The sequence below is a fragment of the Streptomyces sp. 3214.6 genome (assembly GCF_900129855.1).
Classification (GTDB): Bacteria; Actinomycetota; Actinomycetes; order Streptomycetales; family Streptomycetaceae; genus Streptomyces; species Streptomyces soliscabiei.
Map to the genome: position 1 here is coordinate 5089206 of NZ_LT670819.1, position 24452 is coordinate 5113657.

Annotated in this window: 20 protein-coding genes and 2 pseudogenes; 7 read left to right on the forward strand and 15 right to left on the reverse strand. The window is 70.9% G+C overall.

The genetic code is table 11. The annotated features are described in order from the left end of the window. Positions 1-3: 3 nt before the first annotated feature. The 5 genes from B5557_RS22885 to B5557_RS22905 form a co-directional block, all read right to left on the reverse strand. Complete coding sequence (locus B5557_RS22885; protein ID WP_079661231.1) at positions 4-2151, reverse strand: copper resistance CopC/CopD family protein; 2148 nt, start codon at positions 2149-2151, stop codon at positions 4-6. Between the two features lie 13 nt (positions 2152-2164). Further along, positions 2165-2674 (reverse strand): copper chaperone PCu(A)C, encoded by a 510-nt coding sequence (locus tag B5557_RS22890; RefSeq protein WP_079661232.1) that lies wholly within the window; start codon positions 2672-2674, stop codon positions 2165-2167. 14 nt (positions 2675-2688) lie between these two features. Continuing rightward, positions 2689-3345 (reverse strand): SCO family protein, encoded by a 657-nt coding sequence (locus B5557_RS22895; RefSeq protein ID WP_079661233.1) that lies wholly within the window; start codon positions 3343-3345, stop codon positions 2689-2691. A gap of 140 nt (positions 3346-3485) precedes the next feature. After that, positions 3486-4262, reverse strand: coding sequence for a YcnI family copper-binding membrane protein (locus tag B5557_RS22900; RefSeq protein ID WP_079661234.1), 777 nt, complete (start codon positions 4260-4262; stop codon positions 3486-3488). A 127-nt stretch (positions 4263-4389) separates the two neighbouring features. Beyond that, entirely contained in the window at positions 4390-5304 is a 915-nt protein-coding gene (locus tag B5557_RS22905) for a hypothetical protein (RefSeq protein ID WP_079661235.1), read from the reverse strand. A gap of 242 nt (positions 5305-5546) precedes the next feature. Between B5557_RS22905 and B5557_RS22910 the strand changes: the two genes are divergently transcribed. Next, the gene (locus tag B5557_RS22910; protein ID WP_079661236.1) at positions 5547-6002 is read left to right on the forward strand and encodes an ATP-binding protein; all 456 of its coding nucleotides are present in this window, start codon (positions 5547-5549) and stop codon (positions 6000-6002) included. 371 nt (positions 6003-6373) lie between these two features. Here B5557_RS22910 and B5557_RS22915 read toward each other — a convergent pair whose 3' ends face one another. From B5557_RS22915 to B5557_RS22930, 4 genes are all read right to left on the reverse strand, one after another. Further along, positions 6374-7606 carry an MFS transporter gene (locus B5557_RS22915; protein ID WP_079661237.1) on the reverse strand — a complete coding sequence of 411 codons (1233 nt, stop codon included), beginning with the start codon at positions 7604-7606 and terminating at the stop codon, positions 6374-6376. A 143-nt stretch (positions 7607-7749) separates the two neighbouring features. Next, positions 7750-9090 carry a MocR-like pyridoxine biosynthesis transcription factor PdxR gene (pdxR, locus tag B5557_RS22920; protein WP_079661238.1) on the reverse strand — a complete coding sequence of 447 codons (1341 nt, stop codon included), beginning with the start codon at positions 9088-9090 and terminating at the stop codon, positions 7750-7752. A 98-nt stretch (positions 9091-9188) separates the two neighbouring features. Then, on the reverse strand, positions 9189-10649 hold the full coding sequence (locus B5557_RS22925) for an aminopeptidase P family protein (protein WP_099937210.1): 1461 nt from the start codon (positions 10647-10649) through the stop codon (positions 9189-9191). A 185-nt stretch (positions 10650-10834) separates the two neighbouring features. Beyond that, the gene (locus B5557_RS22930) at positions 10835-12370 is read right to left on the reverse strand and encodes a PP2C family protein-serine/threonine phosphatase (protein ID WP_079661240.1); all 1536 of its coding nucleotides are present in this window, start codon (positions 12368-12370) and stop codon (positions 10835-10837) included. A gap of 524 nt (positions 12371-12894) precedes the next feature. On the opposite strand from B5557_RS22930, the gene B5557_RS22935 reads away from it, so the two are divergent. Together B5557_RS22935 and B5557_RS22940 are read left to right on the forward strand one after the other, a co-directional pair. Beyond that, a complete protein-coding gene (locus B5557_RS22935; RefSeq protein ID WP_079661241.1) occupies positions 12895-13560 on the forward strand; it encodes a bifunctional DNA primase/polymerase in 666 nt (221 codons plus the stop codon). 56 nt (positions 13561-13616) lie between these two features. Continuing rightward, positions 13617-14225, forward strand: coding sequence for a hypothetical protein (locus tag B5557_RS22940; protein ID WP_079661242.1), 609 nt, complete (start codon positions 13617-13619; stop codon positions 14223-14225). 277 nt (positions 14226-14502) lie between these two features. On the opposite strand, the gene B5557_RS22945 is transcribed toward B5557_RS22940, so the two are convergent. The 3 genes from B5557_RS22945 to B5557_RS22955 form a co-directional block, all read right to left on the reverse strand. Then, the gene (locus B5557_RS22945; protein WP_079661243.1) at positions 14503-15468 is read right to left on the reverse strand and encodes a DUF5926 family protein; all 966 of its coding nucleotides are present in this window, start codon (positions 15466-15468) and stop codon (positions 14503-14505) included. A gap of 227 nt (positions 15469-15695) precedes the next feature. Then, a complete protein-coding gene (locus B5557_RS22950) occupies positions 15696-16334 on the reverse strand; it encodes an ATP-binding protein (RefSeq protein WP_079661244.1) in 639 nt (212 codons plus the stop codon). Between the two features lie 292 nt (positions 16335-16626). Continuing rightward, positions 16627-17463 carry a glycerophosphodiester phosphodiesterase gene (locus B5557_RS22955; protein ID WP_079661245.1) on the reverse strand — a complete coding sequence of 279 codons (837 nt, stop codon included), beginning with the start codon at positions 17461-17463 and terminating at the stop codon, positions 16627-16629. A gap of 283 nt (positions 17464-17746) precedes the next feature. On the opposite strand from B5557_RS22955, the gene B5557_RS22960 reads away from it, so the two are divergent. The 3 genes and pseudogenes from B5557_RS22960 (at position 17747) to B5557_RS22970 (ending at position 21187) form a co-directional block, all read left to right on the forward strand. Beyond that, complete coding sequence (locus B5557_RS22960) at positions 17747-19285, forward strand: S1C family serine protease (protein WP_079661246.1); 1539 nt, start codon at positions 17747-17749, stop codon at positions 19283-19285. 296 nt (positions 19286-19581) lie between these two features. Next, a pseudogene (locus B5557_RS22965) lies at positions 19582-20077 on the forward strand (IS5 family transposase); the annotation flags it as partial. A 129-nt stretch (positions 20078-20206) separates the two neighbouring features. Then, positions 20207-21187 (forward strand): YihY/virulence factor BrkB family protein, encoded by a 981-nt coding sequence (locus tag B5557_RS22970; RefSeq protein WP_079664941.1) that lies wholly within the window; start codon positions 20207-20209, stop codon positions 21185-21187. Between the two features lie 238 nt (positions 21188-21425). Here the strand turns inward: B5557_RS22970 and B5557_RS22975 are convergent. Further along, positions 21426-22123 (reverse strand): annotated as a pseudogene (locus tag B5557_RS22975) (IS5 family transposase). Between the two features lie 110 nt (positions 22124-22233). Between B5557_RS22975 and B5557_RS22980 the strand changes: the two are divergent. Then, entirely contained in the window at positions 22234-22929 is a 696-nt protein-coding gene (locus B5557_RS22980) for a nitroreductase (RefSeq protein WP_079661247.1), read from the forward strand. Between the two features lie 239 nt (positions 22930-23168). Here B5557_RS22980 and B5557_RS22985 read toward each other — a convergent pair whose 3' ends face one another. Further along, on the reverse strand, positions 23169-23990 hold the full coding sequence (locus B5557_RS22985; protein WP_159424420.1) for a hypothetical protein: 822 nt from the start codon (positions 23988-23990) through the stop codon (positions 23169-23171). Continuing rightward, positions 23990-24214 carry a hypothetical protein gene (locus B5557_RS22990; RefSeq protein ID WP_231976003.1) on the reverse strand — a complete coding sequence of 75 codons (225 nt, stop codon included), beginning with the start codon at positions 24212-24214 and terminating at the stop codon, positions 23990-23992. Before B5557_RS22990 ends, B5557_RS22985 begins: the two co-directional genes overlap by 1 nt. Positions 24215-24452: the final 238 nt, after the last annotated feature.

Here is a 24452-nt window from a genome sequence, read left to right on the forward strand (position 1 = left end):
GGTTCAGCCGATCTGCGCGTTCTTGGAGACGGTCACCTGGTCGATGTCGGAGGTCCGCACGGTCACGGCGATCTTCCACTCGCCGGCCAGGGGGATCTGTACTCCGGTCGCCGACCAGTGACCGGTCGTGATGTGGTCGGGGGAGACGGGCAGCGGCCCGATCTTCTTGGCTTCGAGAGTGAAGGCGACCTTGACCTCGGGCACGTCGAAGGCGCGGCCGTTGGGCCGGGTCACATAGACGTGCATCTCGTTGGCGCCGGCCCGTGCGGGGTCGAGGTCGACGCTGACCACGCCCTTGCCGTCCGTGCCGCCGGTGTCGAACGACATGTCCAGCGTCAGGGCGCCGGAGGTGGAATCCCCCGAGGAGGACGAAGAAGTAGAGGAAGAGGAGGAGGACTGGGTGGCCTTGGCGGCGTCCTGCTCCGTGCGGCCGGGTTCCGTCGACGTCAGGATGGTGGTGACGCCGAGCAGCACGACGGCGACGCCGGCCTCGGCGAGCACCGAGCGGCGCAGGCCGAAGCGGCCTGGATCGGAGTCCCGCAGCCGCTTCTGCCGGGTGGCGTCGACGGCGGCCTGCTGCCGGGCGAGCTGCGCGGCCCGCTTCGCTCCGCCGGACCCGGCCTTGGCGGCCCCGGCCCCGGCTCCGGCTCCGGCTCCGGTCCCGGCTTCGCTCGCGGCCCCGGATCCGCTCCCGGCCACCGCCGTGACGTGCTCCTTCTCGGGCGCCGACTCGGCCGCGGAGTCGAGGGCGGACTGCGGGACGGCCTCCGGGGCGGCCTCCTCGACCGTGGACCCATCGACCGTGGACCCGTCGACCGTGGCTGTCTTGGCCGTGGACCCGTCGACCGTGGCCGTCTCGGCTGTGCGGCTTTCCGCCGTGGGCTTCTCGGCCGCGGAGTTCCGGTCCGTCGTCTTCGTCGTCGTGTCCGCCAGCTGGGCCGTCCAGCGTCGGGAGATCCACGCGATGCCGACGAGCAGCGCCACGAGCCCGATCTTGATGAGCAGCAGTTGTCCGTAGCGGGTGTCGGTGAAGGCGGACCAGGAGCCGAGCTGACGCCAGGACTGGTAGACGCCGGTGGCGACCACGGCCAGGACGCTGCCGAAGGCGACCTGGGAGAAGCGGCGGACGACGGCTGTCTCGACGGGCCGGTCGGCGGGCGCCCGGTACAGCGCCACGAGGAGCGCGGTGAGCCCGCCGAGCCAGGTCGCGACCGCCAGCAGATGAAGCACGTCGACCGGCATCGCGATGCCCGGCTGCAGCCCGGTCGAGGCGTGCTCGGCCATGGCCCAGCTCGCCGCGAGCCCGGCGGCGACGACGGTTCCGCCGATGGCGAGCCCGAAGGTCAGATCCCGCTTCTCCTCGTCCTCTCGCTTGTCGTACGCGCCGAAGAGCACGGCGATGAAGAGGGCGGCCGCGGCGAGCAACAGCAGCCGGGAGACCAGGGCGGCGCCGGTCTTGGTCTGCAGGACCTCCCCGAGGAGGTCGAGGTCGAAGACGTCGCCGAGCTTGCCCGAGCTGGTGTAGGAGCCGCGCAGGAGCAGCAGGAACAGGGTGGCCGCGGTCATCGCGAGCCAGCCGGAGACGATGAGTCGCTGCACGGCCCGCGCCCCGGCGCCGCGCTGCCAGCAGACCAGCACGAAGGCGGCCCCGCCGGCCATCACGATGAATCCGGCGTACGACACGTACCGCCCGAAACCGTAGAGCCCGCCGACGATCCCGCCGCCGGCCCCCTGGTCGGACACCGAGACGCTGGTCTTGGAGGGGGCGCCGATGGAGAAGGTGTAGGCGCCGGCGACGGGATGGCTGTCGGCGGACACCACCTGGTAGGTCACCGTGTATGTGCCGTCGGGCAGCCCCGAGTGCAGCTGCACGGCGTACGACGTGCCGCTGGTGTTGGTCGCCTTGCCGCTGTCGACGCGGGTGCCCTTGGGGTCGAGGACGCGCAGCGAGTCGTCGTTCATCGAGACGGTCTCGGAGAAGGTCAGCGTCACCTGGGTGGGCGCCTTGTCGACCACCACCCCCTGCGCGGGGTCGCTGCCGGTCAGCGCGGCGTGCGCGGAGGCCGGTCCGGCGCAGGCGAGAAGCGCGCCGGTCACCGCCAGGAACAGCAGCATGAACATCCGGACGCGGGGGGCGATGGTCTGCGTCAAGGTGGTCCCTCCCTCAGTGGCCGGTCTTCGGGGTGTACGTGGCGGACTCGACCGGAATCTCGACCTCGAGGGGGTCGGACGCGGCGAAGTGCAGCTCGACGGCCACCGTCTGGCCCTGCACCGGCTTGCTCTTCAGCTTCTCGAACATCAGATGGTTACCGCCGCTCTTGAACACGAGTTGACCATGCGCCGGCACATCGAGGGACGTGACCTCCTCCATCGACGACCCGACGGTCTCGTGGAGGGTGACGCTGCCCGCGGTGGCACTGGTGACGGAGGTCAGTTCGTCCTTCGCACCGCCCTTGTTGACGATGGTGAGGAAACCGGCGGCCATGGTGTCGGAGACGGGCTGCGGTATGTAGGCGGCCCGGACGGACAGTTCGGCCCGTCCGTCGGAGTCCGACCCGCAGCCCGCCAGCAGCAGCGCCCCGGTGACGGCGGTGGCGGGCACGGCGAGGAGCCTCGCGGGCCGCCGCACAGACCGCACCGACCGCACACGCCGCACCGACCGCACAAGCCGCATCGACCGCACACGCCTCACGGGTTCTCGCCCTTGATGATCTTGGGGAGGTCCTTGGTGTAGTCGTTGACCGTGGCCTCCTCGCCGTACAGGAGGTAGCCGCCGTTCGTCTTCGGGGAGAAGGCGACGACCTGGGTGCCGTGGGTGGAGACGATCTTGCCGTTCTTGTCCTTGTGCGGCGCCTCGACGGAGATGCCGAGGGTGCGGGCGGCGGCCTGGATGGTCGCGAACTTCCCGCTCAGGCCGACGACCTGGGGGTCGATGCCCTTGAGCCACTTGCCGAGCGCGGCCGGGGTGTCCCGGTCCGGGTCGGTGGTGACGAACACGACGCGCAGCGCGTCCTGCTCGGCCTTGGGCAGCTGCTTCTTGGCGACGGCGATGTTGCTCATCGTCAGCGGGCAGACGTCGGGGCAGTTGGTGTAGCCGAAGTAGATCAGCGTCGGCCGGCCCGCGGTCTCCTTGCGGAGGTCGTAGGACTTCCCCTGGGTGTCGGTGAGGACCAGGTCGGGCTTGGTGAAGGGCTGGTCGAGCACGGTCGCGGCCTGCTTCGAGGCGCCGTCCTCGGAGACGGCGGCGACGGAACTGCCGCCGCTGCCGCTGCCGCTGCCACAGGCGGAGAGGGTGAGGGTGGCGGCGGTGAGCAGCGCGGCCACGGCGAACGTCTTCTTGCGCATAGAAAAATGTCCCAGATGTGTGAACTCCGGCGTGCACCGGGGTCGCACGCGCGGGTGCGTGCGTGTCCCCGGTGCGCGTCGCGGACGAGCAGGCGTCGGGCGCCGGGCCACAGGGCGGCCGGTCCGACGGGGGGTGGGGCTCAGGCCTCGGTCGTGGTCCGGCGGCGGCCGGCGAGCACGCCGTACGCCACACCGGCGGCGCCGACGACGATGCCGACCACGCCGAGGACCCGGGCGGTCGTGTCACTGCCGCCGGAGTCGGAGGCTGCCTCGGTCGTCTTCGCGGCGGACGCCTTGGCGTCGGCGGAGGACTCGTCGGAGGCGTCCTCGGCGCTCGTGCCGTGGTGGCCGCCCTCGGAAGCGGCCGACAGAGCCAGCACCGGGGCCGGGTTCTCCGGCTCCTCCGCGCCGTCCTCCTGGACCTCGATCCACCGCACGACCTCCTTGTTGGAGTACGTCTGGATCGCCTTGAAGACGAGTTCCTCGGCGTCCTCGGGCAGCGCGCCCACGGAGACCGGGAACTTCTGGAAGTAGCCGGCCTCGATGCCCTTGCCGGTGGCGGTCCAGGTGATCTTGGAGACGGCCTCGGAGATCTGCTTGCCGTGCACCGTGAGGGGCTTGGCGAGCTTCGCCTTGGTGACCTCGATCTTCCAGCCGTTGATCGGCTCCGGCATCGCGGAGGCCAGCGGGTGATCGGTCGGGAAGGTGACCTCGAGCTTGGTGGTCGAGGCGTCGTCCCGCTCGTTGGGGACCTTGAAGTCGACGACGGCGTAGCCGCCCTTGGCGGCGACGCCCTCGGCGGCGACGCTGACGTGCGCGAAGGCGGGCGCGGACAGGGCGAGAACGGCACAGCCGGCGACGGCAGCGGCGGCGGCGACGCGGGAGGTGACGCTGGAGGCGATGCGAGAGGCATTCATGACAGGGAGCACTCCACTCTGAGTGAATCTGCGGGTGAGGAGAGGCGCGCACTCGGTGGTGTGCACGCGCGCGTGCCGCACGACGGCGGCCGCCCCCCCCGTGTGGTGGAGTGCTGGTCGTGTCGCGTCAGGCAGCGAGGACGAGAACGGATACGGCCGGCGGTCCTCGTCTGATCACCGAGTGCTGAAGCGCGACGGTGCGGGGCGCGGATGGCGCGAGCAGGGCGGGGTGCGGGACGCGTGGCCTTGCGCCGGGCAGGCCGGGCAGACCCGCGAGCAGGGCGCGCACCAGCGCGAGCGCCCCGCGCAGGGACCGTACGAGCGCTCCCTCGGCGACGCCGTGGGCCGACAGCGCGAGCAGTCGCAGCAGGGCCGTGTCGCCGCGCCGCAGCAGCCATCCGGCGGCGACCGCCGCCAGGAGGTGGCCGAGCAGCATGGGCACGGACGGCAGCAGGGACATCGACGACCCGGCGGTGGACAGGGCGTCCGCCGGATGGTGCGCGGAGCCCATCCCGCTCATGCCGACCGTCCCGCGCATGCCGCCGGTCCCGGTCATGCCCCGCATCCCGCTCATGTCCGTCCCGGCGCCGCTGCCGGCGCCCTGGGGACGGTAGAGCCGCGCGTCGACGAGCAGCTTCTGTGCCTGGGCGGGGCTGATCGCCGCGGCCGAGGCCCCGCACACCAGCCGTGCCGCGCGTTCGACGAGCGTGGCGTCGGACGCGGACAGCGCGCCGGAGCCGACGGTGGTGGTGGCGGTCGTGGCGGCGGCGGTGTGCTGACCGAGGCCGAAGAGCGTGTGCAGCACGGTCTGTCCGAGCGCGAGGAGCGCCGCGATGCCGGGCAGCGAGCGCGTGCGTCCGGCGAGCGGCAGCACGACCGCGAGGGCGCCCAGGAATCCCGCGCCCAGCGTCCACGGCGGAAGGGTGGCGCAGGAGGCCATGGTGTGCCCGGCCGCGGCCAGCACGACGCAGACCGCGGCGAACACCGCGGCCCGCAGCAGCCGTAGATCGCGTCCGGAGCGCTCACCGTGGGGGGCAGTCATGGCGGGCTCATCATCGCACTGGCCTTACCGCGCCCATACGGCAGGTCCACAAGGTTCCTACGATATGGAAGATCACCTTCTGGTTCCGACTGGTGTGACTGGTGCTGTTGGTTCCCACATACACCGATTCCTGGTTTGCGTGCATCCCCCATATGGGCGGCATCACGCGGAAATCGCGCTTACATACGGCGCTGGGCGGCAATACGTATCGGTATGTCGAGCCGCAGCCAGGAGGCTGGAGCATGAGCATCTGGTGGTCACTCCATCTCCGGCGCGAAGCCGCGAGCGTTCCGCTCGCCCGCCGTCTGCTGATCGGCACCATGGAGACGGCAGGCGTCGATCCCGACGTCAGTTACGACCTGTCCGTCGCCCTGAGCGAAGCCTGCGCCAACGCAGTCGAGCACGGTGGGGACACCGCGCACGGCGGCTGCTCGGAGGCGTACCGCGTCACCGCGTACCTCGACGGTGAGAAGTGCCGCATCGAGGTCGCCGACTCGGGCCCGGGGTTCACGGGCGGGAGCCCCGCACCTGCCCCGGTCCGCACCAACACCGACGCCGAGCAGGGCCGCGGCCTCTACCTCATCCAGGAACTCGCCGACCACGTCCACATCGGCAACAAGCCGGGGCTCAGCGGCGCGGTGGTGAGCTTCGACAAAATCCTCAAGTGGCGCAAGGACGCGCCCCTCATCGCCGTCTGAGCGTCTGTCACCTCAGCGTGATGACCACCCTCCAGGACACCGAACTCCTGCACACCGCAGGCCTCCTGGCAGGCACCCTGTTCGTCGACACCCTGCCGACCACCGCACCGACCCGGGCAGCCCGAGACCGACGCGACGGTCGCCGAGCGTGCGCGGGCCCCGTGCCGGGAACTTGAGGCCGACGCAGACCGGTCTCCCCTGCGCGAGCCACCCGACGCTGACAAGACCCGTCCCGTGGCCGCCGCCAGCCGTCGCCAGCCGTCGCCAGCCGTCGCCAGCCGCCGCCAGCCGACCGGCGCGGCCGCCAGCGCGCCCGCCGCCCCACGCCTGCCTGCAACCCGCCCGCCTGCCCGCCCGCGTCCCTGCTGCCGTCAACTCGCCGGTATCAGTCGGGTTTCCGGCGTCTGCTGTCGCTCCCGGCTTGTCGCTGCCCTTCGGGCCGCTGGGCCCATTGCGTGCGATGCCGCGATCATGGCCGCGCCCAGGAGCAGCCAGCCGGGTGTGCCCCACTCGATGAGCAGCCAGGTCAGGGCCAGCGGGCCGAGGGTGCGGGCCACGGTGACGCCGGTGCCGAACAGACCCTGATACTCACCGACCCGGTCGGCCGGGGCGAGGTCGAAGGAGAGCTGCCAGGAGCCCGCCGACTGGGCCATCTCCGCCGCCACTTGAAGCACCGCCCCCAGCACCAGCGCGCCCGCCGCCATCCAGGGTGAGGCGCCCGCCGACAGCGCGAACACCGCGCACGCGGCGCACATCACCCAACCCGAGCGCCGCACCGCGCGCGTGGCGCTCGCGAGTCCGGTCACACCGCGCGCCGCCCGTACCTGGAACGCCGTCACCGCGGCGGTGTTGAGCACGAACAGGGCGGAGACAAGCCAGGCGGGCGCCGCGGTCCGCTCGGTGATCCACAGCGGCAGCACCAGGCTGAGCAGGGGCAGCCGCAGCAGCAGGACCGTGTTGAGGAGCGCCACCAGCGCATACGGCCGGTCCCGCAGCACCCCCAGGCCGTTCCCGCGCGGGCGCCCTGCGCGGGACGCGAGCCGGGGCAGTCCGACGAGCAGCAGCGAGCACACCAGGAAGCTCACCGCGTCGACCACGAACACGCCCAGATACGCTGCCCGCGTCCCAGCGTGCAGTGCGAGTCCGCCGAGCCCGGCGCCTACCGCCAGACCCGCGTTCAGCGTCGCCTGGAGGCGTGCGAGCAGCCGCGTCCGCTCCCCGGCGGGCACCAGGCCGGCCAGCAGCGCCTGCCGCGCCGCCGCGAGCCCCGACTGCGCGGCCGCGTATCCGCATGCCACGAGGACGAACGGCACGAAACCGCGCACCAGGGTGAACGACGCCACCGCGAGCCCTGTCGCCAGCGCCAGCAGCACCCCCGTACCGCGCGCCCCGCGCCGGTCGGCCAGTCGCCCCAGCGGCACCCCCGCGAGCGAACCGACCGCCCACCCGACGGTCAGCCCGAGCCCCACGCGCGCGGGGGCGAGTCCGATCACCTGGGTGAAGTAGAGGGCCGACGTCGTGTAGTACGCGCCGTCCCCGACCGAGTTGCTCAACTGGGCGAGGGCGAGCAGGCGTTGCGGGGAACTCTTCGTACTCTTCGTCATACGGACGACGTTAGAAGCGCAGTGGGCCCCTCAACAGCGCCAATCCCCCACCATATGACTGGCCCAATGAGCCCAATGAGCCCGACGAGCCCGACGAGCCCGACGAGCCCGATGAGCCCGATCAGTCCGGCCGGTGCACACCGTCAGCTGCCGTCCAGCACCCTCGCCAGCGCCTCCAACGCCTGCGGATACACCCGCTCCCGGGGCGTCCCGTACCCGATCACGAGCCCTTGGAGGCGGTCGCCGGACGGCTCGTGCCAGTGCTCGCCGAGTCGGCCCACGGCCAGGCCCGTCGCGGCCGCGCGGGCCAGCACCTCCGCCTCGTCGCCGACCTCCACCAGCGCGTGCAGCCCGGCCGCGATCCCGCGTACGCCCCGGCGCGCACCGAGCCGGTCGAGGAGCAGGTCTCGGCGCCGCCGATAGCGCAGTCGGCAGGCGCGCACGTGGCGGTCGTAGGCGTGGCTGTCGATCAGTTCGGCGAGGGCGAGCTGGCCGATGGTCTCGGTGTGGTGGTCGCTGTGCAGCTTTACGTCGGCGACCGTGTCGACCAGGTGCGGCGGCAGCACCATCCAGCCCAGCCGCAGCGCCGGCCCGAGGGTCTTGGAGGCGGTGCCCAGATAGACGACCTGCCCCGGCGCCATGCCCTGGAGCGCGCCGACGGGTTGACGGTCGTAGCGGAACTCGCCGTCGTAGTCGTCCTCGACGATCAGTGCGCTACGCGCGCGTGCCCACTCCGTCAGCGCCCGCCGCCGCCCGGGGTGCAGCGTCACGCCGGTCGGGTATTGGTGGGCCGGTGTGACGACCACGGCCGCCACGTCGCCCAGTTCCCCGACCCGCACCCCCCGCTCGTCGACCGGTGCCGGCGTCACGCGCCCGCCGCCCCGCCGTACGACCTCGCGGTGGAAGGGCAGCCCAGGGTCCTCCATCGCGACCCGGGCGCCGTCCAGCACGCGGGTGAGGAGCGCCAGGCCCTGCACGTACCCGGAGGTGATCACGATCCGCTCCGGCGGCGCGATGACACCCCGCGCCCGCCCCAGGTACCCCGACAGCGCGGTGCGCAGCTCGATACGGCCGCGCGGGTCGCCGTAGTCGTACGCCAGTGAGGGCGCCGTCGCGATGGCGCGGCGCAGCGCGCGCAGCCAGGCCGCGGCCGGGAACGCCCCGACGTCCGGGCTGCCGGGCCGCAGGTCGAAACGTGGCGCACGCGCGCGTGCGGCGGCCTCCGGCGGTTCGGCGGCGACGGGGGGCAGCGGCGCGACCTGTGTGCCGGACCCCTGGCGGGCGGTGAGGTAGCCCTCGGCGACGAGCTGGTCGTAGGCCGCCTTGACCGTGTTTCGTGAGATCCCGAGCTCGCCCGCGAGCCGGCGCGTCGCGGGCAGCCGCGTTCCGGGCGCCAGCCGCCCGTCCCGCACGGCGTCGCGCAGGGCCCGCTCGAGCCCGGCCCGCCGCCCTTCGCCGGGATCCGCTTCCACATGCAGGTCCACACCAGCCCCCCGCGCCCCGTAGACCGCCCCGCTGGACCGCCCCGCTGGACCGCAATGTGGCCGGGCACCCCCTCGGGTACCCGGCCATCGATCCGCCGTCAGCCGTTCAGCGCGGCCATCCAGCTCTCGACCTCGTCCGACTGCCGAGGCAGCGCAGCGCTGAGGTTCCGGTTGCCGTCCTCCGTGACGAGGATGTCGTCCTCGATGCGGACGCCGATCCCCCGGTACTCCTGCGGCACCGTCAGGTCGTCGGCCTGGAAGTACAGCCCCGGCTCGACCGTCAGCACCATGCCGGGCTCCAGCGTGCCGTCGACGTACGACTCCACGCGCGCGGCGGCGCAGTCGTGGACGTCCATGCCGAGCATGTGACCGGTGCCGTGCAGCGTCCAGCGGCGCTGCAGGCCGAGCTCCAGGACCCGCTCGACGGGGCCCTCGACGAGTCCCCACTCGACGAGCCGCTCGGCCAGCACGCGCTGCGCCGCGTCATGGAAGTCGCGGTACTTGCCGCCCGGCCGGACGGCCGCGATACCGGCCTCCTGGGCGTCGTACACCGCGTCGTAGATCTTCTTCTGGATCTCGGTGAACCGCCCGTTGACGGGCAGCGTCCGCGTGACGTCCGCCGTGTAGTACGTGTGCGTCTCGACGCCCGCGTCCAGCAGCAGCAGGTCGCCGGAGCGGACCGGGCCGTCGTTGCGCACCCAGTGCAGCGTGCAGGCGTGCGGTCCGGCGGCGGCGATGGTGCCGTAGCCGACGTCGTTGCCCTCCACGCGCGCGCGGAGGAAGAACGTGCCCTCGATGTAGCGCTCGGAGGTCGCCTCCGCCTTGTCGAGGACCTTGACCACGTCCTCGAAGCCGCGGACCGTCGAGTCGACGGCCTTCTGCAGTTCGCCGATCTCGAAGTCGTCCTTGACCAGGCGGGCCTCGGAGAGGAAGACGCGCAGCTCCTCGTCGCGCTCGGCGGTGACCTTGTCGGTCAGGGCCGCCTCGATCCCGGCGTCGTACCCGCGTACGACCCGCACCGGACCGGTCGCCTCGCGCAGCGTGTCCGCCAGCTCGCGCACATCGGAGGCGGGGATGCCGTGCAGCTGCTCCGCCTCGGTGAGCGAGTGCCGGCGGCCGACCCACAGTTCGCCCTGGCCGGACAGCCAGAACTCGCCGTTCTCCCGGTCGGAGCGCGGCAGAAGGTAGATCGTGGCCCGGTGGCCGTCGGCGACCGGCTCCAGGACGAGCACGCCGTCCTCGGTCTGGTTGCCGGTGAGGTACGCGTACTCGACGGACGCCCGGAAGGCGTACTCCGTGTCGTTCGAGCGGGTCTTCAGGTTGCCCGCGGGGATCACCAGGCGCTCGCCCGGGAAGCGCGCGGAGAGCGCGGCGCGGCGGGCGGCCGTCTCGGCGGCCTGGGCGATCGGCTGCAGGTCGTGCAGCTCCGTGTCGGCCCAGCCGGACTTCATGCTCTCGGCCAGCTCGTCGGACACGCCCGGGTACAGGCCGTTCTTCCGCTGCTTGATGGGCTCCTCAGACTCAACTTCCGGGGTCTCCGGGGTGAGCTCCTCCGCCACGGTCATCCTCCTAGATACGGCACTGGACCCCCTCCATCGTACGGTCGTACGTAAGGGGGCCCAGGCGAGAAGGACCTGTTACCGCACCTGTCGGACCTGTTACCGCACCTGTCGGACCTGTTACCGCACCTGTCACCGCATCTCTCGCCCGCAGCCACCGGCAGGTTGCACGCTGTCACCGGCGCCTACTCGAAGCGGGCCGCCAGCAGGACCACGTCCTCGTCGCTGTCCTGCTCGGCGAGCCCGTCCGGCAGGACCGTGCGCAGCACGTGGTCGGCGATCGCGCCCGGGTCGCGCCGCAACGGCTTGGGCACCCCGGCGGCGGCCGCGTGCAGCCGGGCGAAGGCGCGGTCGACGGGGTCGCCGGTACGGTGCAGCAGGCCGTCGGTGTAGAACAGCACCGTCTCGCCGGACTCGGCCTCCAGCTCCACGCTCGGCGCCTCCCAGCAGGCCAGCATGCCCAGCGGCGCGGAGACGGAGGTCTCGGCGAACTCCGTGCGCCGCTCGCCGACCAGCAGCGGCGGGCAGTGCCCGGCGCCGGCCAGGGTGATCTTGCGCAGGGCGGGTTCGCAGTAGGCGAACAGGGCGGTGGCGGAACGGGCCGGCTCGGTCAGCCGCAGCAGCAGCTCCAGGTCGGACAGGACCGCGACCGGATCCTCGCCCTCCATCACGGCGTACGCCCGCAGGGAGGCGCGCAGCCGGCCCATCGCGGCGACGGCGCTCGGCCCGGACCCGGTGACGGACCCCACCGCGAGGCCCAGCGCGGCGTCCGGCAGCGGCAGCGCGTCGTACCAGTCGCCGCCCCCGCGAGGGCCGGTGCGGTGCCGGGCGGCGAGCTGGACGCCGGGCACCCGCGGCAGGCGGGAGGGCAGCAGCTCCTCGGCCATCGTCTTCATGCACGCGCGCGTGCGCTCGACCTCCAGCAACCGGGCCAGGTGCTCGACGGCGTGGCGGACGTACAGGCCGACCAGGTGGCGCTGGCGCTCGCCCGGCTCGGCGGGCTCGTCGTAGAGCCATACGGCCGCGCCGAGGCGGCCCGGCGCGCCCTCCGCCTGCAGGGGCAGCGCGTAGCTGGCGGCGTAGCCGAGGCGGGCGGCCACCTCGCGATGGCGGGGGTCCAGGCCGGCCTCGGCGAACAGGTCGGGTTCGGCGATCTCGCCCTCGCCGCCGGGCAGCCCGTCGAGGATCCGCCCGAACGACAGGGCGCTGCGCGGGACGGTCTCGATGTGGCCGAGGTCGGCGCGGCCGAGGCCCAGGCCGATGGTGGTCTCCGGTCCGAGCCGGTCGGCGGGCTCCAGGACGACGAGTCCGCGCCGGGCGCCCACCAGGGCGGCTCCGGCGTGCAGCAACTCCGTCAGGGACGCCGACAGCGTGTCCGTGCGGGCGAGACGTTCGGTGAGCTCATGGAGGGTCGTGAGGTCCGAGACCCAGCCGGCGAGCCGGTCGGTCAGGAGGGCGGCCGGCACGGGGGAGCCGGTGGGGAGGGGGGTGGCCGAGGGGACCGTCGGGGACCCCGGGGTCACTGGCGCGGGCGCGACAGTGTGTGCGGGCGAGGGAACCGTTGAATCGATTCCAGCCACTTTCGGAGGGTGAGGGGCGTTCATGGCGTCCGGCTCTCGGACCGGAGCATATTGCTCAAAAGCATCGCAAACCCCCATGTCATTCTGCGCCGCTAGCGGTGTCTCCACATGTACACGCACTCGTGAGGGGATGTCCAGCATTGTCCTGCTGGGATTACTGGTGTCCGTGGGCTCTTTGGGAGAATCACGCACGGTTCTTCCGGCTCCCTTGCGAAATTGCAAAGTTGGCTTAAAACTGACTCGGGTAACGGGTGTTTGCGGTCGACTGGCCTTGCTCCACGGAGCGTCACAGCGGTCGTGATGGGTACGTACTCGGTAAGGGCCAGGGGTCGTTGGGAGCTCATGGGGAGCCTCCCGGAACCTGGTGACCGGCCCGGGCGTCATAGTCATCGACGACCGTGCCCCATCCTCCCGTGGCGGAGGCGGAGAGAAATACGCGCGACGTTAAACGCCAGACTTCGCCACCCCACGCCACGCCCAGGCATTAGATGGACGCAAGTCGGACGGAGTGGCCGCGGAAGCAGCCACCGCTCGACCCTGAGGGGTTCCCCCTGTCTCGGACAGGGGTGTGATGCGCCAACAGGTACGCACAGTGAAGTGATCGACGCATGGTGTGATGTGACCCACGGTGTTGCCAGCGGTGCAACGGAAAGGAACGAGCGCTCATGCGCGAGATCCTCGGAAAGCGACGCAGGCTCCTGTCCCAGCGAAGCGACGGGCGGCCCGAGTTGATCGACTCGGCCCTGACCTTCGCGACAAAATGGCAGTGGCCCGTCCTCCCGGGGGCGGCGGCGGATCAGCGGAGCACGTCCCGCTGCAGCTGCCCCGACCCGGAGTGCACGGTCCCCGGTGCTCACCCCTTCGACCCCGGCCTGCTCGCGGCCACCACCGACGAGCGCATGGTGCGCTGGTGGTGGACCAACCGGCCGGCCGCACCGATCGTCCTGGCCACCGGGGACACGGCCCCCTGCGCGGTCAGCCTCCCCGCTCTCGCGGCCTCGCGCGCGCTCGCGGCGCTCGACCGGCAGGGCATGCGCCTCGGCCCGGTCGTCGCCTCGCCGACCCGCTGGTTCCTCCTCGTACGGCCCTACACGATGGAGCAGCTGGGTGAACTGCTCTACGCCAAGGACTTCGTGCCCGGCTCCCTCCGCTTCCATGGCGAGGGCGGCTACATCACCCTGCCCCCGTCCGAGACCGGCCGCGGCGACGTCCGGTGGGAGCGCGCGCCGCTGCCCGGCTCGGCCTCGCCCTGGGTGCCCGATGTCGAAGCCGTGGTGGACGCCGTCGTCGACGCCCTCACTCGTACGGGTGTGAGCGCGCCCGAGTTGTAGGGGTGTCGGGCGCGCGCCGGGCGGGACGCCCCGGTTCGCCCTCTATCTTCCGCTACATGAACCTTCGTCTCCTCGCCCTCGGGGGCGCCGTGGCAGCCGCGATCGCCCTGCCCCTGGCCATGGCGTCCGCGGGGCCGGTCGGCGACGAGGGGCGCGCGGCCCAGTCGGCCGGTTCCCGCTCGGCCGACACCCGGCCGGCTGACGCGGGGGATGCTGACGCGGGGGAGTCGGAGGGCGCGCGATCCGCCGCTCGTACGGACCCCAAGGCGCTTCCCGGCAAACCCTCCCGGACCCCGCTGTTGCTCGGCCTGGGCCTGGCCACCGCCGCCCGCTGCGGCCCCGAACTCACCTCCCCCGACGGCGTGGAGGCGCAGACCTGTGTGCTGTCCCAGGGCGAGGACACCTGGGCGCGCACCTACTACCGCAACGCCACCGGACGCGCCCTGGACGCCTTCCTGAGCCTCATGGGGCCCGCGGGGCGCACGGTGCGGACGAACTGCGCGATGGCCGCCGAGGACGAGCCGGAATCCTGCGAGACGCCGCACGAGCGGAGCCGGGGGGAACTGGCGGCCTACACGGCGGTCGCGGAGTTTGCCGGAGCGACCGTCGACGGACCGCTGCTGCTGCGCTCCGGGAGCAACTCCCGTTGGGATACGGGCAGTTGACGTGCGCTGGCACCGTGTAAACGGAGCCGCGCACAGAAGAACCCGGTTGCTGGCGACGGGGGATGCACCAGCAACCGGGCTACTCGAACGGTAACAAGAGATCGGCGTTACGCAAATTCGATCTCTTGTTTTCATCGGCTTTCCGGACATCGGCGAATCGACTCTTCTGGCGCCGACTCGCCTTGTCCGCACGGCAGTTGTGAGCCCAGTCACGACAGCCGCCGACGCCCGGCCTGCTGACCGGTCGGTCAGTGCGGCCGGGTTCGCTCCCTGTGCGTCAGCTGAGCGTGACCTGCCGGTTGGTCAGGCCGCCACGCGCGCGCCGCTCGTCGGCCGTGAGCGGTGCGTCCGAGGCCAGGGCGTTGGCGAGCCGCTCGGCGAACTCTGCGGCCGGCTTCTCCACGTCGTCCGCGGTGATCGCGCTCGGCAGGTCCCAGACCGGGACTGTCAGGCCGTGCGCCCGGAAGGAACCCACCAGGCGTGTGCCCTCGCCGAGGCTCGAACGGCCCGCCGCGTGCAGCCGCGCGAGGGCGTCCAGAAGTTGTTCCTCCGGGTACGGCATGACCCAGCGCAGATGGTTCTTGTCCGGGGTCTCGCACCAGTACGCGGCGTCCACACCGGTCAGCTTCACCGTCGGGATCGCCGCGGCGTTGGCCCGCTCCAGGGAGGCGGCCACCTCCGGCGCGGCGTTCTGCGGGTCCGGCACCCAGAACTCGAAGCCACTGTGGACAACTGGCTCGAACGCGCCTTCGGGATCGAGCAGATCCTGCATCCGCGGACCGTCGGCCGGGGCACGGCGCGCCTGCACCGGGGTACCGGGGTCCGCCTCCAGGGCCCGCTGCAGGGTGTCCGCCAGGTCGCGGCTGATGTCGCCCGACGGCGTGTCGTTCTGCAGGCCGAGCAGCACCGAGCCGTCGTCGCGGCGCAGCGCGGGCCAGGCCATCGGCAGCACCGTGGCCAGCACGACCGACGGGACGCCCTCGGGCAGGCCGGCCTTCAGGGTCAGCTCGACCGTGGCGGCCGGCACCAGTTCGCGCAGCGCCACCCAGTCGCCCTCGCCCGGCAGGCCCTCGAAGGGGCGCTGCACCAGCTCGGTCACGGCATGCGCGGCGGCCCGGCCGTGACAGGCCTTGTAGCGGCGGCCACTGCCGCACGGGCAGGGCTCCCGCGCGCCGACGACCGGGACCTCGGCGTCGGTGAGCTGCGGCCGTCCGGCCTTCGTCTGGGGTCGCTTCTTGGCCATCTGGCTGTCTCCCGGGTACGGCTCGTCTGTACGGGCGGGAGCCTAGCCGCTCGTACGCTCCGTCACCGGGACCTGTGGACAACCGGTGTTCGGGGACGGCCCCGAGCCTGTGGACGACCAGCGGGCCGCTGGACAACCCGGGGCCTCCGGGCGAGCCGGGTCGGCCTGCGGACCATGGCCCCCGCGGTGTTCACCGGGCCGTGTGCGGCGGGTGCCGATCCGCAGGTCTAGTCCAGCTCGTCGAACGCGTCCGCGAAGTCCAGGTCGGCCATCGACGCCACCGACGGGGCCGCGACCCGGGACGCGAAGTCGTCACGACGACAGCCGGCGTCGGGGTCGTACACATCGGCGTGGACGACGACCCACACCGTGACCTCGCCGCGCGCGTCGTCCCGGACGCCCCAGTCGTCGGCCAGCGCCGTGATGATGTTGAGCCCGCGGCCGCCGTGCGCGGTGACGGAGGGTGTCGCCGGGGCCGGACGGGTCGGGCCGCCGCCGTCGGTCACCTCGACCACCAGCCGGCCACCCTGATCGACACGCCACGCGGCCCGGACGTCGCCGTCGCCGGCCAGGGCGTCGCCCAGTGGCCTGCCGTGCTTGCACGCGTTGCTCAAAAGTTCGGAAAGGATCAGTACGGCGTCGTCGATGACCGATTCCGACACCCCGCCGCTGCGCAACTGATCGCGCATACGGTGTCTCGCGTTCCCCACGCCCGCAGGACCATGGGGTACGGCCATGCTCGACGACGCGGGCACCTCCTGTGCCACCACCAACGCCACCCCCGAGACCTCCTTCGCCCCACGCCACGGTGTGGATGCCCCATTGGCCTGTACCGGAAACCGGCCAATGCGGGTCCCGTGACGCATTCGGAATGGTCGGATACGGAACGAACGCGCCGGTGCACTCCCTGTGAGGGGCCTGTCAGTGAGTGGCTTGATTTGGATGATATGGCCGAGAACGGAGGATGCTGTAGGCGCGCTGTGAGGTCAAGAGGTGCGGATGGGACTTGAGGTGTTGTTGGGACTTCTGGTGCTGTTGGTGCTGGTTAGTACTTCTGATGCCACTGGGGCGATCTTGGGGCTTCTGCGGGGTCGAGATTCTGTGAAGTCGAGGCTTTTGTGAGGTCGAGGCTTATGTGAGGTCGAGGGGTGGGCGGGTTCAGCGGCCCAGTCGTCGCAGGACCGCGCGCGGCCGGTTGGTGATGATGGCGTCGACGCCCAGCTCGACACAGAGATCGACGTCCTCGGGTTCGTTCACGGTCCACACATGCACCCGGTGACCGGCCCGCTTCAGACGCTCGATGTACGCCGGGTGATTGCGCACGATCCGGATCGACGGACCGGCGATCTCCACCCCCGCGGGCAGCCGCCCGTCACGCAGCCGTGGCGAGACGAACTGCATCAGGTACACCGTCGGCATCGTCGGCGCGGCGGCTCGCACGCGATGCAGCGAACGCGCCGAGAAGCTCATGATCCGCACCGGGGACTCGGCCGCCGAGGCCGGCGCGTCCAGACCGAACCGCTTCAGCAGCACCAGCAGCCGCTCCTCCACCTGTCCGGCCCAGCGTGTCGGGTGCTTGGTCTCGACGGCCAGTTCCACCCGGCGCCCCGCGTCGGAGACGAGCTCCAACAGCCGCTCCAGGGTCAGCACCGACGTCTCCTCGCGGTCCTCGGGCCGCACCTCCCAGTCGGGATCCTCCACGCGCGCGTGCCAGGCCTCGCGCGCCTCCCGCGTCTTCCAGGAGCCGAAGTCCAGCGCCGCGAGATCGGCGAGTTCCAGGGCGGAGACCGCGCCGCGGCCGTTGGACGTACGGTTGACACGACGGTCGTGTACACAGACGAGATGGCCGTCGGCGGTCAGCCTTACATCGCACTCGAGGGCGTCCGCACCGTCCTCGATCGCCTTCTTGTACGCGGCCAGGGTGTGCTCGGGGGCCTCCTCGGAGGCGCCGCGGTGAGCGACGACTTGAATATGGTGCTGCCGTGCGTGAGTCACCGCGTCATCGTGCCACCGGGGCGCCGCCGTCTGAGAACCCTCTGAGATGTTTCGAGGATGCGCACTTATTGTACGCAATGACCCTTATAAAGAATGGCCATGGACCCACAGCCACCGCTTATGGTGCTCTGACGGCCCGTGGGAAATGCTGAGACGTACAAAAGCACATGCACAGCTTCAGCGCGCCGGGTCGACGACAGAGTGTGCGACGAAGCGCGACGAGCGCCGACGAGCGTGACCCAGTGCGACCGACGACAACAGCCGTGGATCGAGGAGAAGAGCTGTGAGCACCGAGAACGAGGGCAAGAACGAGGGCACCCAGGTACCCCCAGCCCCGTCCGCACCCCCCGTGCCGGTGGAATCTCCCGCGGCCTCCCCGCAGGCGCCGGAAGCCGCCCCGGCCACCCCGGCGGGCCCGCCCGAGGCCGGCTGGCCGCCGCCCGCCGCGCCCCAGGGAGCACCGGCCCCGGCCGACGGCGACTGGCCGCCGCCGACCGCCGCACAGGCGCCCTCCCCGGCCCCGCAGGGCCCCCCGGCCGCCCCCGGCGACGACTGGCCGACACCGCCCCCGGCCACACCGCTGTACGCCGACCCCGGCGCGGGCACGCACGCGTACGGCACTGCAGAGCCCGGAGCAGGCGGCGCCGGTGGGGCGGACGGGACCGGCTGGGGCGCCGCCTACCAGCAGCCCGCACCCAAGCCGAGCCGTGGCCGCGGCGGTCTCGTCGCCGCGATCCTGGTCGCCGCGCTGGTCGCGGGCGGCCTGGGCGGCGGCCTCGGCTACACGCTCGCCAAGAACGACGACAACAGCGGCTCGACCACCGTCTCCGCCTCCACCAGCGGCGGCGACATCAAGCGGGACCCGAGCACGGTCGCCGGGGTCGCCGCCAGGGCGCTGCCCAGCACGGTCACCATCGAGGCCGAGTCCAGCAACGGCGAGGGCGGCACCGGCACCGGCTTCGTCTTCGACACCCAGGGCCACATCGTCACCAACAACCACGTCGTCGCGGACGCGGTCGACGGCGGCAAGGTGACGGCCACCTTCCCCGACGGCAAGAAGTACAACGCCGAGGTCGTCGGACACGCCCAGGGCTACGACGTCGCCGTCATCAAGCTCAAGAACGCTCCGTCGGACCTGAAGCCCCTCGCCCTCGGCGACTCCGACAAGGTGGCGGTCGGCGACTCGACGATCGCCATCGGCGCCCCCTTCGGCCTGTCCAACACGGTCACGACGGGCATCATCAGCGCCAAGAACCGCCCGGTGGCGTCCTCCGACGGCACCAACAGCACCTCGTCCTACATGAGCGCCCTGCAGACGGACGCCTCGATCAACCCGGGCAACTCAGGCGGCCCGCTGCTGGACGCCTCGGGCAACGTCATCGGCATCAACTCCGCGATCCAGTCCACCGGCGGCGGAGGCCTGGGCGGCACCACCCAGTCCGGCTCGATCGGCCTCGGCTTCGCCATCCCGATCAACCAGGCCAAGTACGTCGCCCAGCAGCTGATCAAGACGGGCCAGCCCGTGTACGCCAAGATCGGCGCATCCGTCTCCCTGGAGGAGTCCACGGGCGGAGCGAAGATCACCGAACAGGGTGCGAACGGCGCCTCCGCCATCGAGGCGGGCGGCCCGGCGGCCCAGGCCGGCCTCAAGCCCGGCGACGTCATCACCAAGCTCGACGACATGGTGATCGACAGCGGCCCGACCCTCATCGGCGAGATCTGGACCCACAAGCCCGGCGACAAGGTCACGATCACCTACGAGCGCGGCGGCAAGTCCCACACCGTCGACCTCACCCTCGCCTCCCGCAAGGGCGACAGCTGACCCCAGGGGCCAATCCCACCAACCCACGCGCGCGTACCTCCCCGGTCCGGCACCCACTGCCCCCACGCGCGCGTGCCCACCCGTTACTCTCGTCCCGCGCCGCCGATCACGAGCGGCGCGGGGTGGGTTGCCCGAGCGGCCTAAGAACTCCTAACGAAATGATCTTCGGGGTGGTTGGATCACTGCGGGACTGGTGATCTGGGAGTGTGGGGTGGCTCGGCCGAAGCCGTGGGAAGTCGATGACGAGTTGTGGGCGGTGGTCGAGCCGCTGTTGCCCACGGTTGAGCGTCGGACGCGGACGAAGCCCCGTTGACCGGGGCAGGACGGGCAGCAAGCATCACCTGATCACCGACGCCACTGGCATCCCGCTTGCCGCGACCCTGACCGGCGGCAACCGAAACGACGTCACCCAGCTGATCCCGCTCCTCCAGGCGATGCCGCCCGTGCGCGGCAAGCGTGGCCGGCCCCGTCGCCGCCCGGATGTGGTACTGGGCGACCGTGGCTACGACCACGACAAGTACCGCCGCCTGGTCTGGGATCTGGGCGTGAAGCCGCTGATCGCCCGCCGCGGCACCGAGCACGGCTCCGGCCTGGGCACCCAACGCTGGGTGGTGGAGCGGCGCGTTCGCCCACCTGCACTGGTTCCGCCGCCTGCGGATCCGCTGGGAGATACGCGACGACATCCACGAAGCATTCCTCACCCTCGGATGCGCACTCATCCGCTGGCGGCGACTGCGCGCTCTGCCGAGCGAGTGCGAGAGCTGGTCGGCCGCCGCGAGTCGTCATCCATGAGCCACTGGAAGATCCACGTTCAGCGGCGTTCGGCAAGATCCTGGGTGCGGAAGGGCGGTGCGCCCGCTGGGGCTTCGCTGCTGGATGCCTCTGCTCTCGCCGTGGGTACGCTGGGTGTGGGTGTTCTTCATGGAATGGCTGACTAGGCTGCCTGGCATCGCACGGCTGAGACGTACGCACCTGTGGCGGGCGTTCGAGCGGCTGGCCACGGTTCACTGGGCCCGGCTCGCCGCCGCCATCACCTTCACGAGTTTCGTCGCCCTCTTCCCGCTGATCACCGTGGGCGCGGCGATCGGCGCCAAGCTGCTGAGCGAGGACCAGCTCGGGAAACTCCAGGACAAGATCGCCGACCAGGCGCCGGGCCTTTCGGACCTGCTGGACCTGGAGAGCCTCGTCGCGCACGCCGGAGCCGTCGGGCTCATCGCGGGCGTGCTGCTGCTCGTGATCGGCATCAACTGGGTCGGCGCCCTGCGCGGGTGCCTGCGCGCGGTGTGGGAGAAGGAGCAGGACCCGGGGAATCCGATCCTGCTGAAGATCAAGGACACCGGCGTGCTGGTCGGTCTCGGCGTGGTCGGGCTCCTCGCGATCGGCAGTTCGGTGTTCGCGAACAGTGCGGTTGGCTGGGCCGCCGACAAGGTCGGGATCGAGGGCGGGGCGGGACGGGCGCTGCTGTTCTTCGCGGGTCTGGCCATCGCCCTGCTCGTCGATTTCCTGCTGCTGGTCTACCTGCTCACCCGGCTGGCGCGGGTGCATCCCGGCCGGCGCGCGGTCGTGGTGGCCGGTCTGATCGGTGCGGTCGGCTTCGAACTGCTCAAGTGGTTGCTGACCGGCTATCTGCAGGGTGTCGCGGGGAAGAGCATGTACGGCGCTTTCGCCGTGCCGGTCGCCGTCGTGTTGTGGATCAACTTCATGGCCAGGCTGCTGCTGTACTGCGCCGCCTGGACAGCGACAGAGACGGGGATGGCGGTGCAGTCCGGCGAGACAGCCGAGGGTGAGGGCCCTGAGCCCGGGATCAGCCCCGCAGCCAGCGATGCACCACAGCGGGCATCGGCCAACAGCCCCGCACCAGCAGCACCGCGCCGCACGGCGCCTCCAGCGCACGGCCCGTGATCCGAGCGCCGGTAGCTGCGGGGGGTATGAGATTCAAACTCGTGAGGGTTTGCCCCACCCGCTTTCTGAGCGGGCGGCCCTCGTCGACAGCCTCCGCCTGGGGAATTACGTGACGCTCAAGCCGTCGAGCAGGGCGAAGTACTTGACCGTCGACATGAACCGCTCTGACTCATGACCACCTGACCCCAACGTTCCGCGCCACTCATTTCGTTAGGAGTTCTAGGGCCTGTCCTGGCGATCACGAGCGGAGCCAGATGACGAGTGCGGCTGCGGTGACGGTGCCGAGGTAGACGTAGCCGCGCTTGTCGAACCTGGTCGCAACCGCGCGGAAGGTCTTCAGCCTGTTGATCGCCCGTTCGACGGTGTTGCGCTTCTTGTAGCGGTGCCTGTCGAAACCGGGCGGCCGACCCCCGGCGTTGCCGCGTCGGACCCGGTTGGCGGCCTGGTCGGCCTTCTTCGGGATGACGTGCCGGATTCCTCGTCTGCGCAGGTATCGGCGGGTTCGGCGGTTGCTGTAGCCCTTGTCGGCGCTGACGCTGTCGGGCTTGGTGCGCGGCCTGCCGCAGGTCAGCCGCGGCACGCGGATCCTGTCCATGACCGACTCGAACTGGGTGCAGTCGGCGTATTGCCCGGGCGTGATGACCAGCGAGAGCACCCGGCAGTGGCCGTCCGCACTCAGGTGGATCCTGGTAGTGAACCCGCCACGCGAGCGGCCGAGCGCCTCACCTCCCGCACTACCACCACCTCCGCCAGCCGGTCGATCAGTTCCGACCGGACCCGCAAATCGCGCCACTGCACGCCCGTGCGTATCCGGTACAGCACCCCGTTCACGACCTGGCGATGGTCCCGCCACCTGCCGCAACGCCCGTTGCTCACCGGCAGAAGCGGCTCCAGCAGCTCCCACTGGGCATCTGTCAGATCACTCCTACTCCCCATAGTCGTATCAACGACTGACTGATCGTCGCGACGCGTCCAGCCCCAGCGATGCTCGGTCCTGACCGCTGAATACGGTGGAGGGGCCCGGTTGAATGAGAGGACGCGAAGACGTGGATGTGTATGAGGCCGTGGACAGCCGCCGGGCCGTACGGGCGTTCAGCGATGAGCCGGTGCCCAAGGAGGTCCTCGAACGAGTGCTGACCGCAGCAACGCGGGCTCCGTCCAGCGGGAACCTCCAGCCGTGGCACATGTATGTCGTGAGCGGCGAACCCTTGGCCGAACTGAAGAGGCGCGCGACGGCCAGGGCACTGGCGGGAGACCTGGGTGATGAGCGGGAGTATCCGATGTACCCGGACGAACTGACCTCGCCGTATCTGGACCGCTTCTCCGCTGCGGCGGCTCAGCGATACGAAGCGCTGGGGATTGAGCGCGACGCCCCCGACCGGCCCCAGAAGATCGCTACCTTGAACTCGGAGGCGTTCGGAGCGCCGGTCGTCTTGTTCTGCTACCTCGACCGGACGATGGGGCCCGGACAGTGGGGTGATGCGGGGATGTACTTGCAGACGGTCATGCTGTTGCTGAGGGCGGAAGGGTTGCACAGCTGCCCCCAGGTGATGTGGACCATGTACCGCAAGACCGTCAGCCGAACAGTCGGAGCCGATGACGAGCTTGTGCTGTACTGCGGCATCTCAGTGGGATTTGAGAAGGAAGGCGTGCCAAGGCTGCGTACCGGGCGGGCGGACATGACGGAAACGGTGAGCTTCATCGGAGTGTGTGACGGCCGCGATCGACAGGACAGGGCCTAAGGGAACGGTCTTGAAAAACGTGAGGACGCGAAAGCGTCTCCGGGGGCCTGGATCCCGCCCACTCCGCAGGTCATAGACATGCTGGTCAGAGGGGGTGCCTCTCATTGAGGGGCACCCCCTCTGCGTGGGGCTGTCTCACCTTGATGCGGCATTGTCGCGGTGCGGATCAGTGCGTGTGGACCAGGCGTGGACCACGCTCCGCGCCTGAAGCCTCTGCAAGGCCAGCCCGATGCGCCACGTCAGCAGTGGCAGTGGACCCGGACAAGGAGCGTGTCTCCGGGAAGGTTCGCGAGGTACGCCTCGCTGCCCGGCCATACGGCGGGACGCGGAGAGTCGTGCGGACACAGCGCAGGATCACAGAAGGCGTGGACGGCCATACCGCGCTCGTAACCCTCCAGCCACCAGCCATCCAGAGTGAGTACATCCGTATTCGGAGGTTCGGGCCACGTGTGATCTCGGATGTACGCGGCGCGGGTTCCCTTGTAGCCGATGACGGGGTGCTCCGAAGGATCGGTGTCGCCCAGGAAGCCCAGATATCCCAGGTCCAGGCTGAAGGGGTGATCGAGGTACGCCCCGATCAGCGGCTGGGCCCGGTAGGCGGAGAACATCTCGTCTCCATACCGATCACCGGGGAATGCGTCAGGATCGTTCAGCCAGCGGTCCACGAAGTCCGAGAGAGGAACCGCCGCGGGGTGCACGGCGGACAGGCTGTGCCACAGATCCCACGACGCGGCGGCGGCACGCTCGGAAGCCAAGTGTGGCTGGGAGAAGTCGAGCAGGGCGCGCGGACCTCCGGCGCAGACGCCCGGGGCGCTGGGGCGGGGTGTGCCGTCGGGTGCAGGGTCGTCATGGATGAGCCGGGGATCGTCCTCGTGCCCAGGGGCGACGGCGAAACCCCCGCCGTTGCTGCCACCGCGGATGCGGCGGGAGTCCCACATGCCACGGCTGACAGGGTTGTTTCCTGAATCGGAGTCGAAGGGCGCGAGGGCCTTCGCGAGCGCCCCTTCGACATCGTCCGCAGCCTCGGCCGGCAGGCAGACCGTCACCGTTACGCCAGCCATCAGCTCTCCTTACTGTCAATCTCGTAGATCCGCCCTTGAAGCTGTTCACCCGCCCAGTCCAGCCCGACGCCCAGGTCAAACCAGTGCCGATCCTTGCGGACTTCGGGCCGTGAGAGGTTTACAGCCACCCAGGAGAACACCCCCAGGAGGATGGAACGCCCGTGCTGCGTCGTGCTCACGGACAACGCAAACGGAGCGGCGAGTGCCGCGCGGGTGACCAACATGGCCTGTTCGTCCTCAGAATGTCGACGCCCGCCCGTGAGGAACCGGGGCGTTTCATAGCTGCACGTGACCGCCGATCTCACCCATGACGACGCCGATGCGTCCGCTGGCACTGTCCTTCGCCAGTTCGCCAATGTCTGGCCTGGTCTGCTGATTGCTCGCCATGCACACGAGCATCGCGACCCGGGCACCCCTGCCAAAAGGTCAGGCTGATTACCCAACTTGGGTAACGTCGCGGCA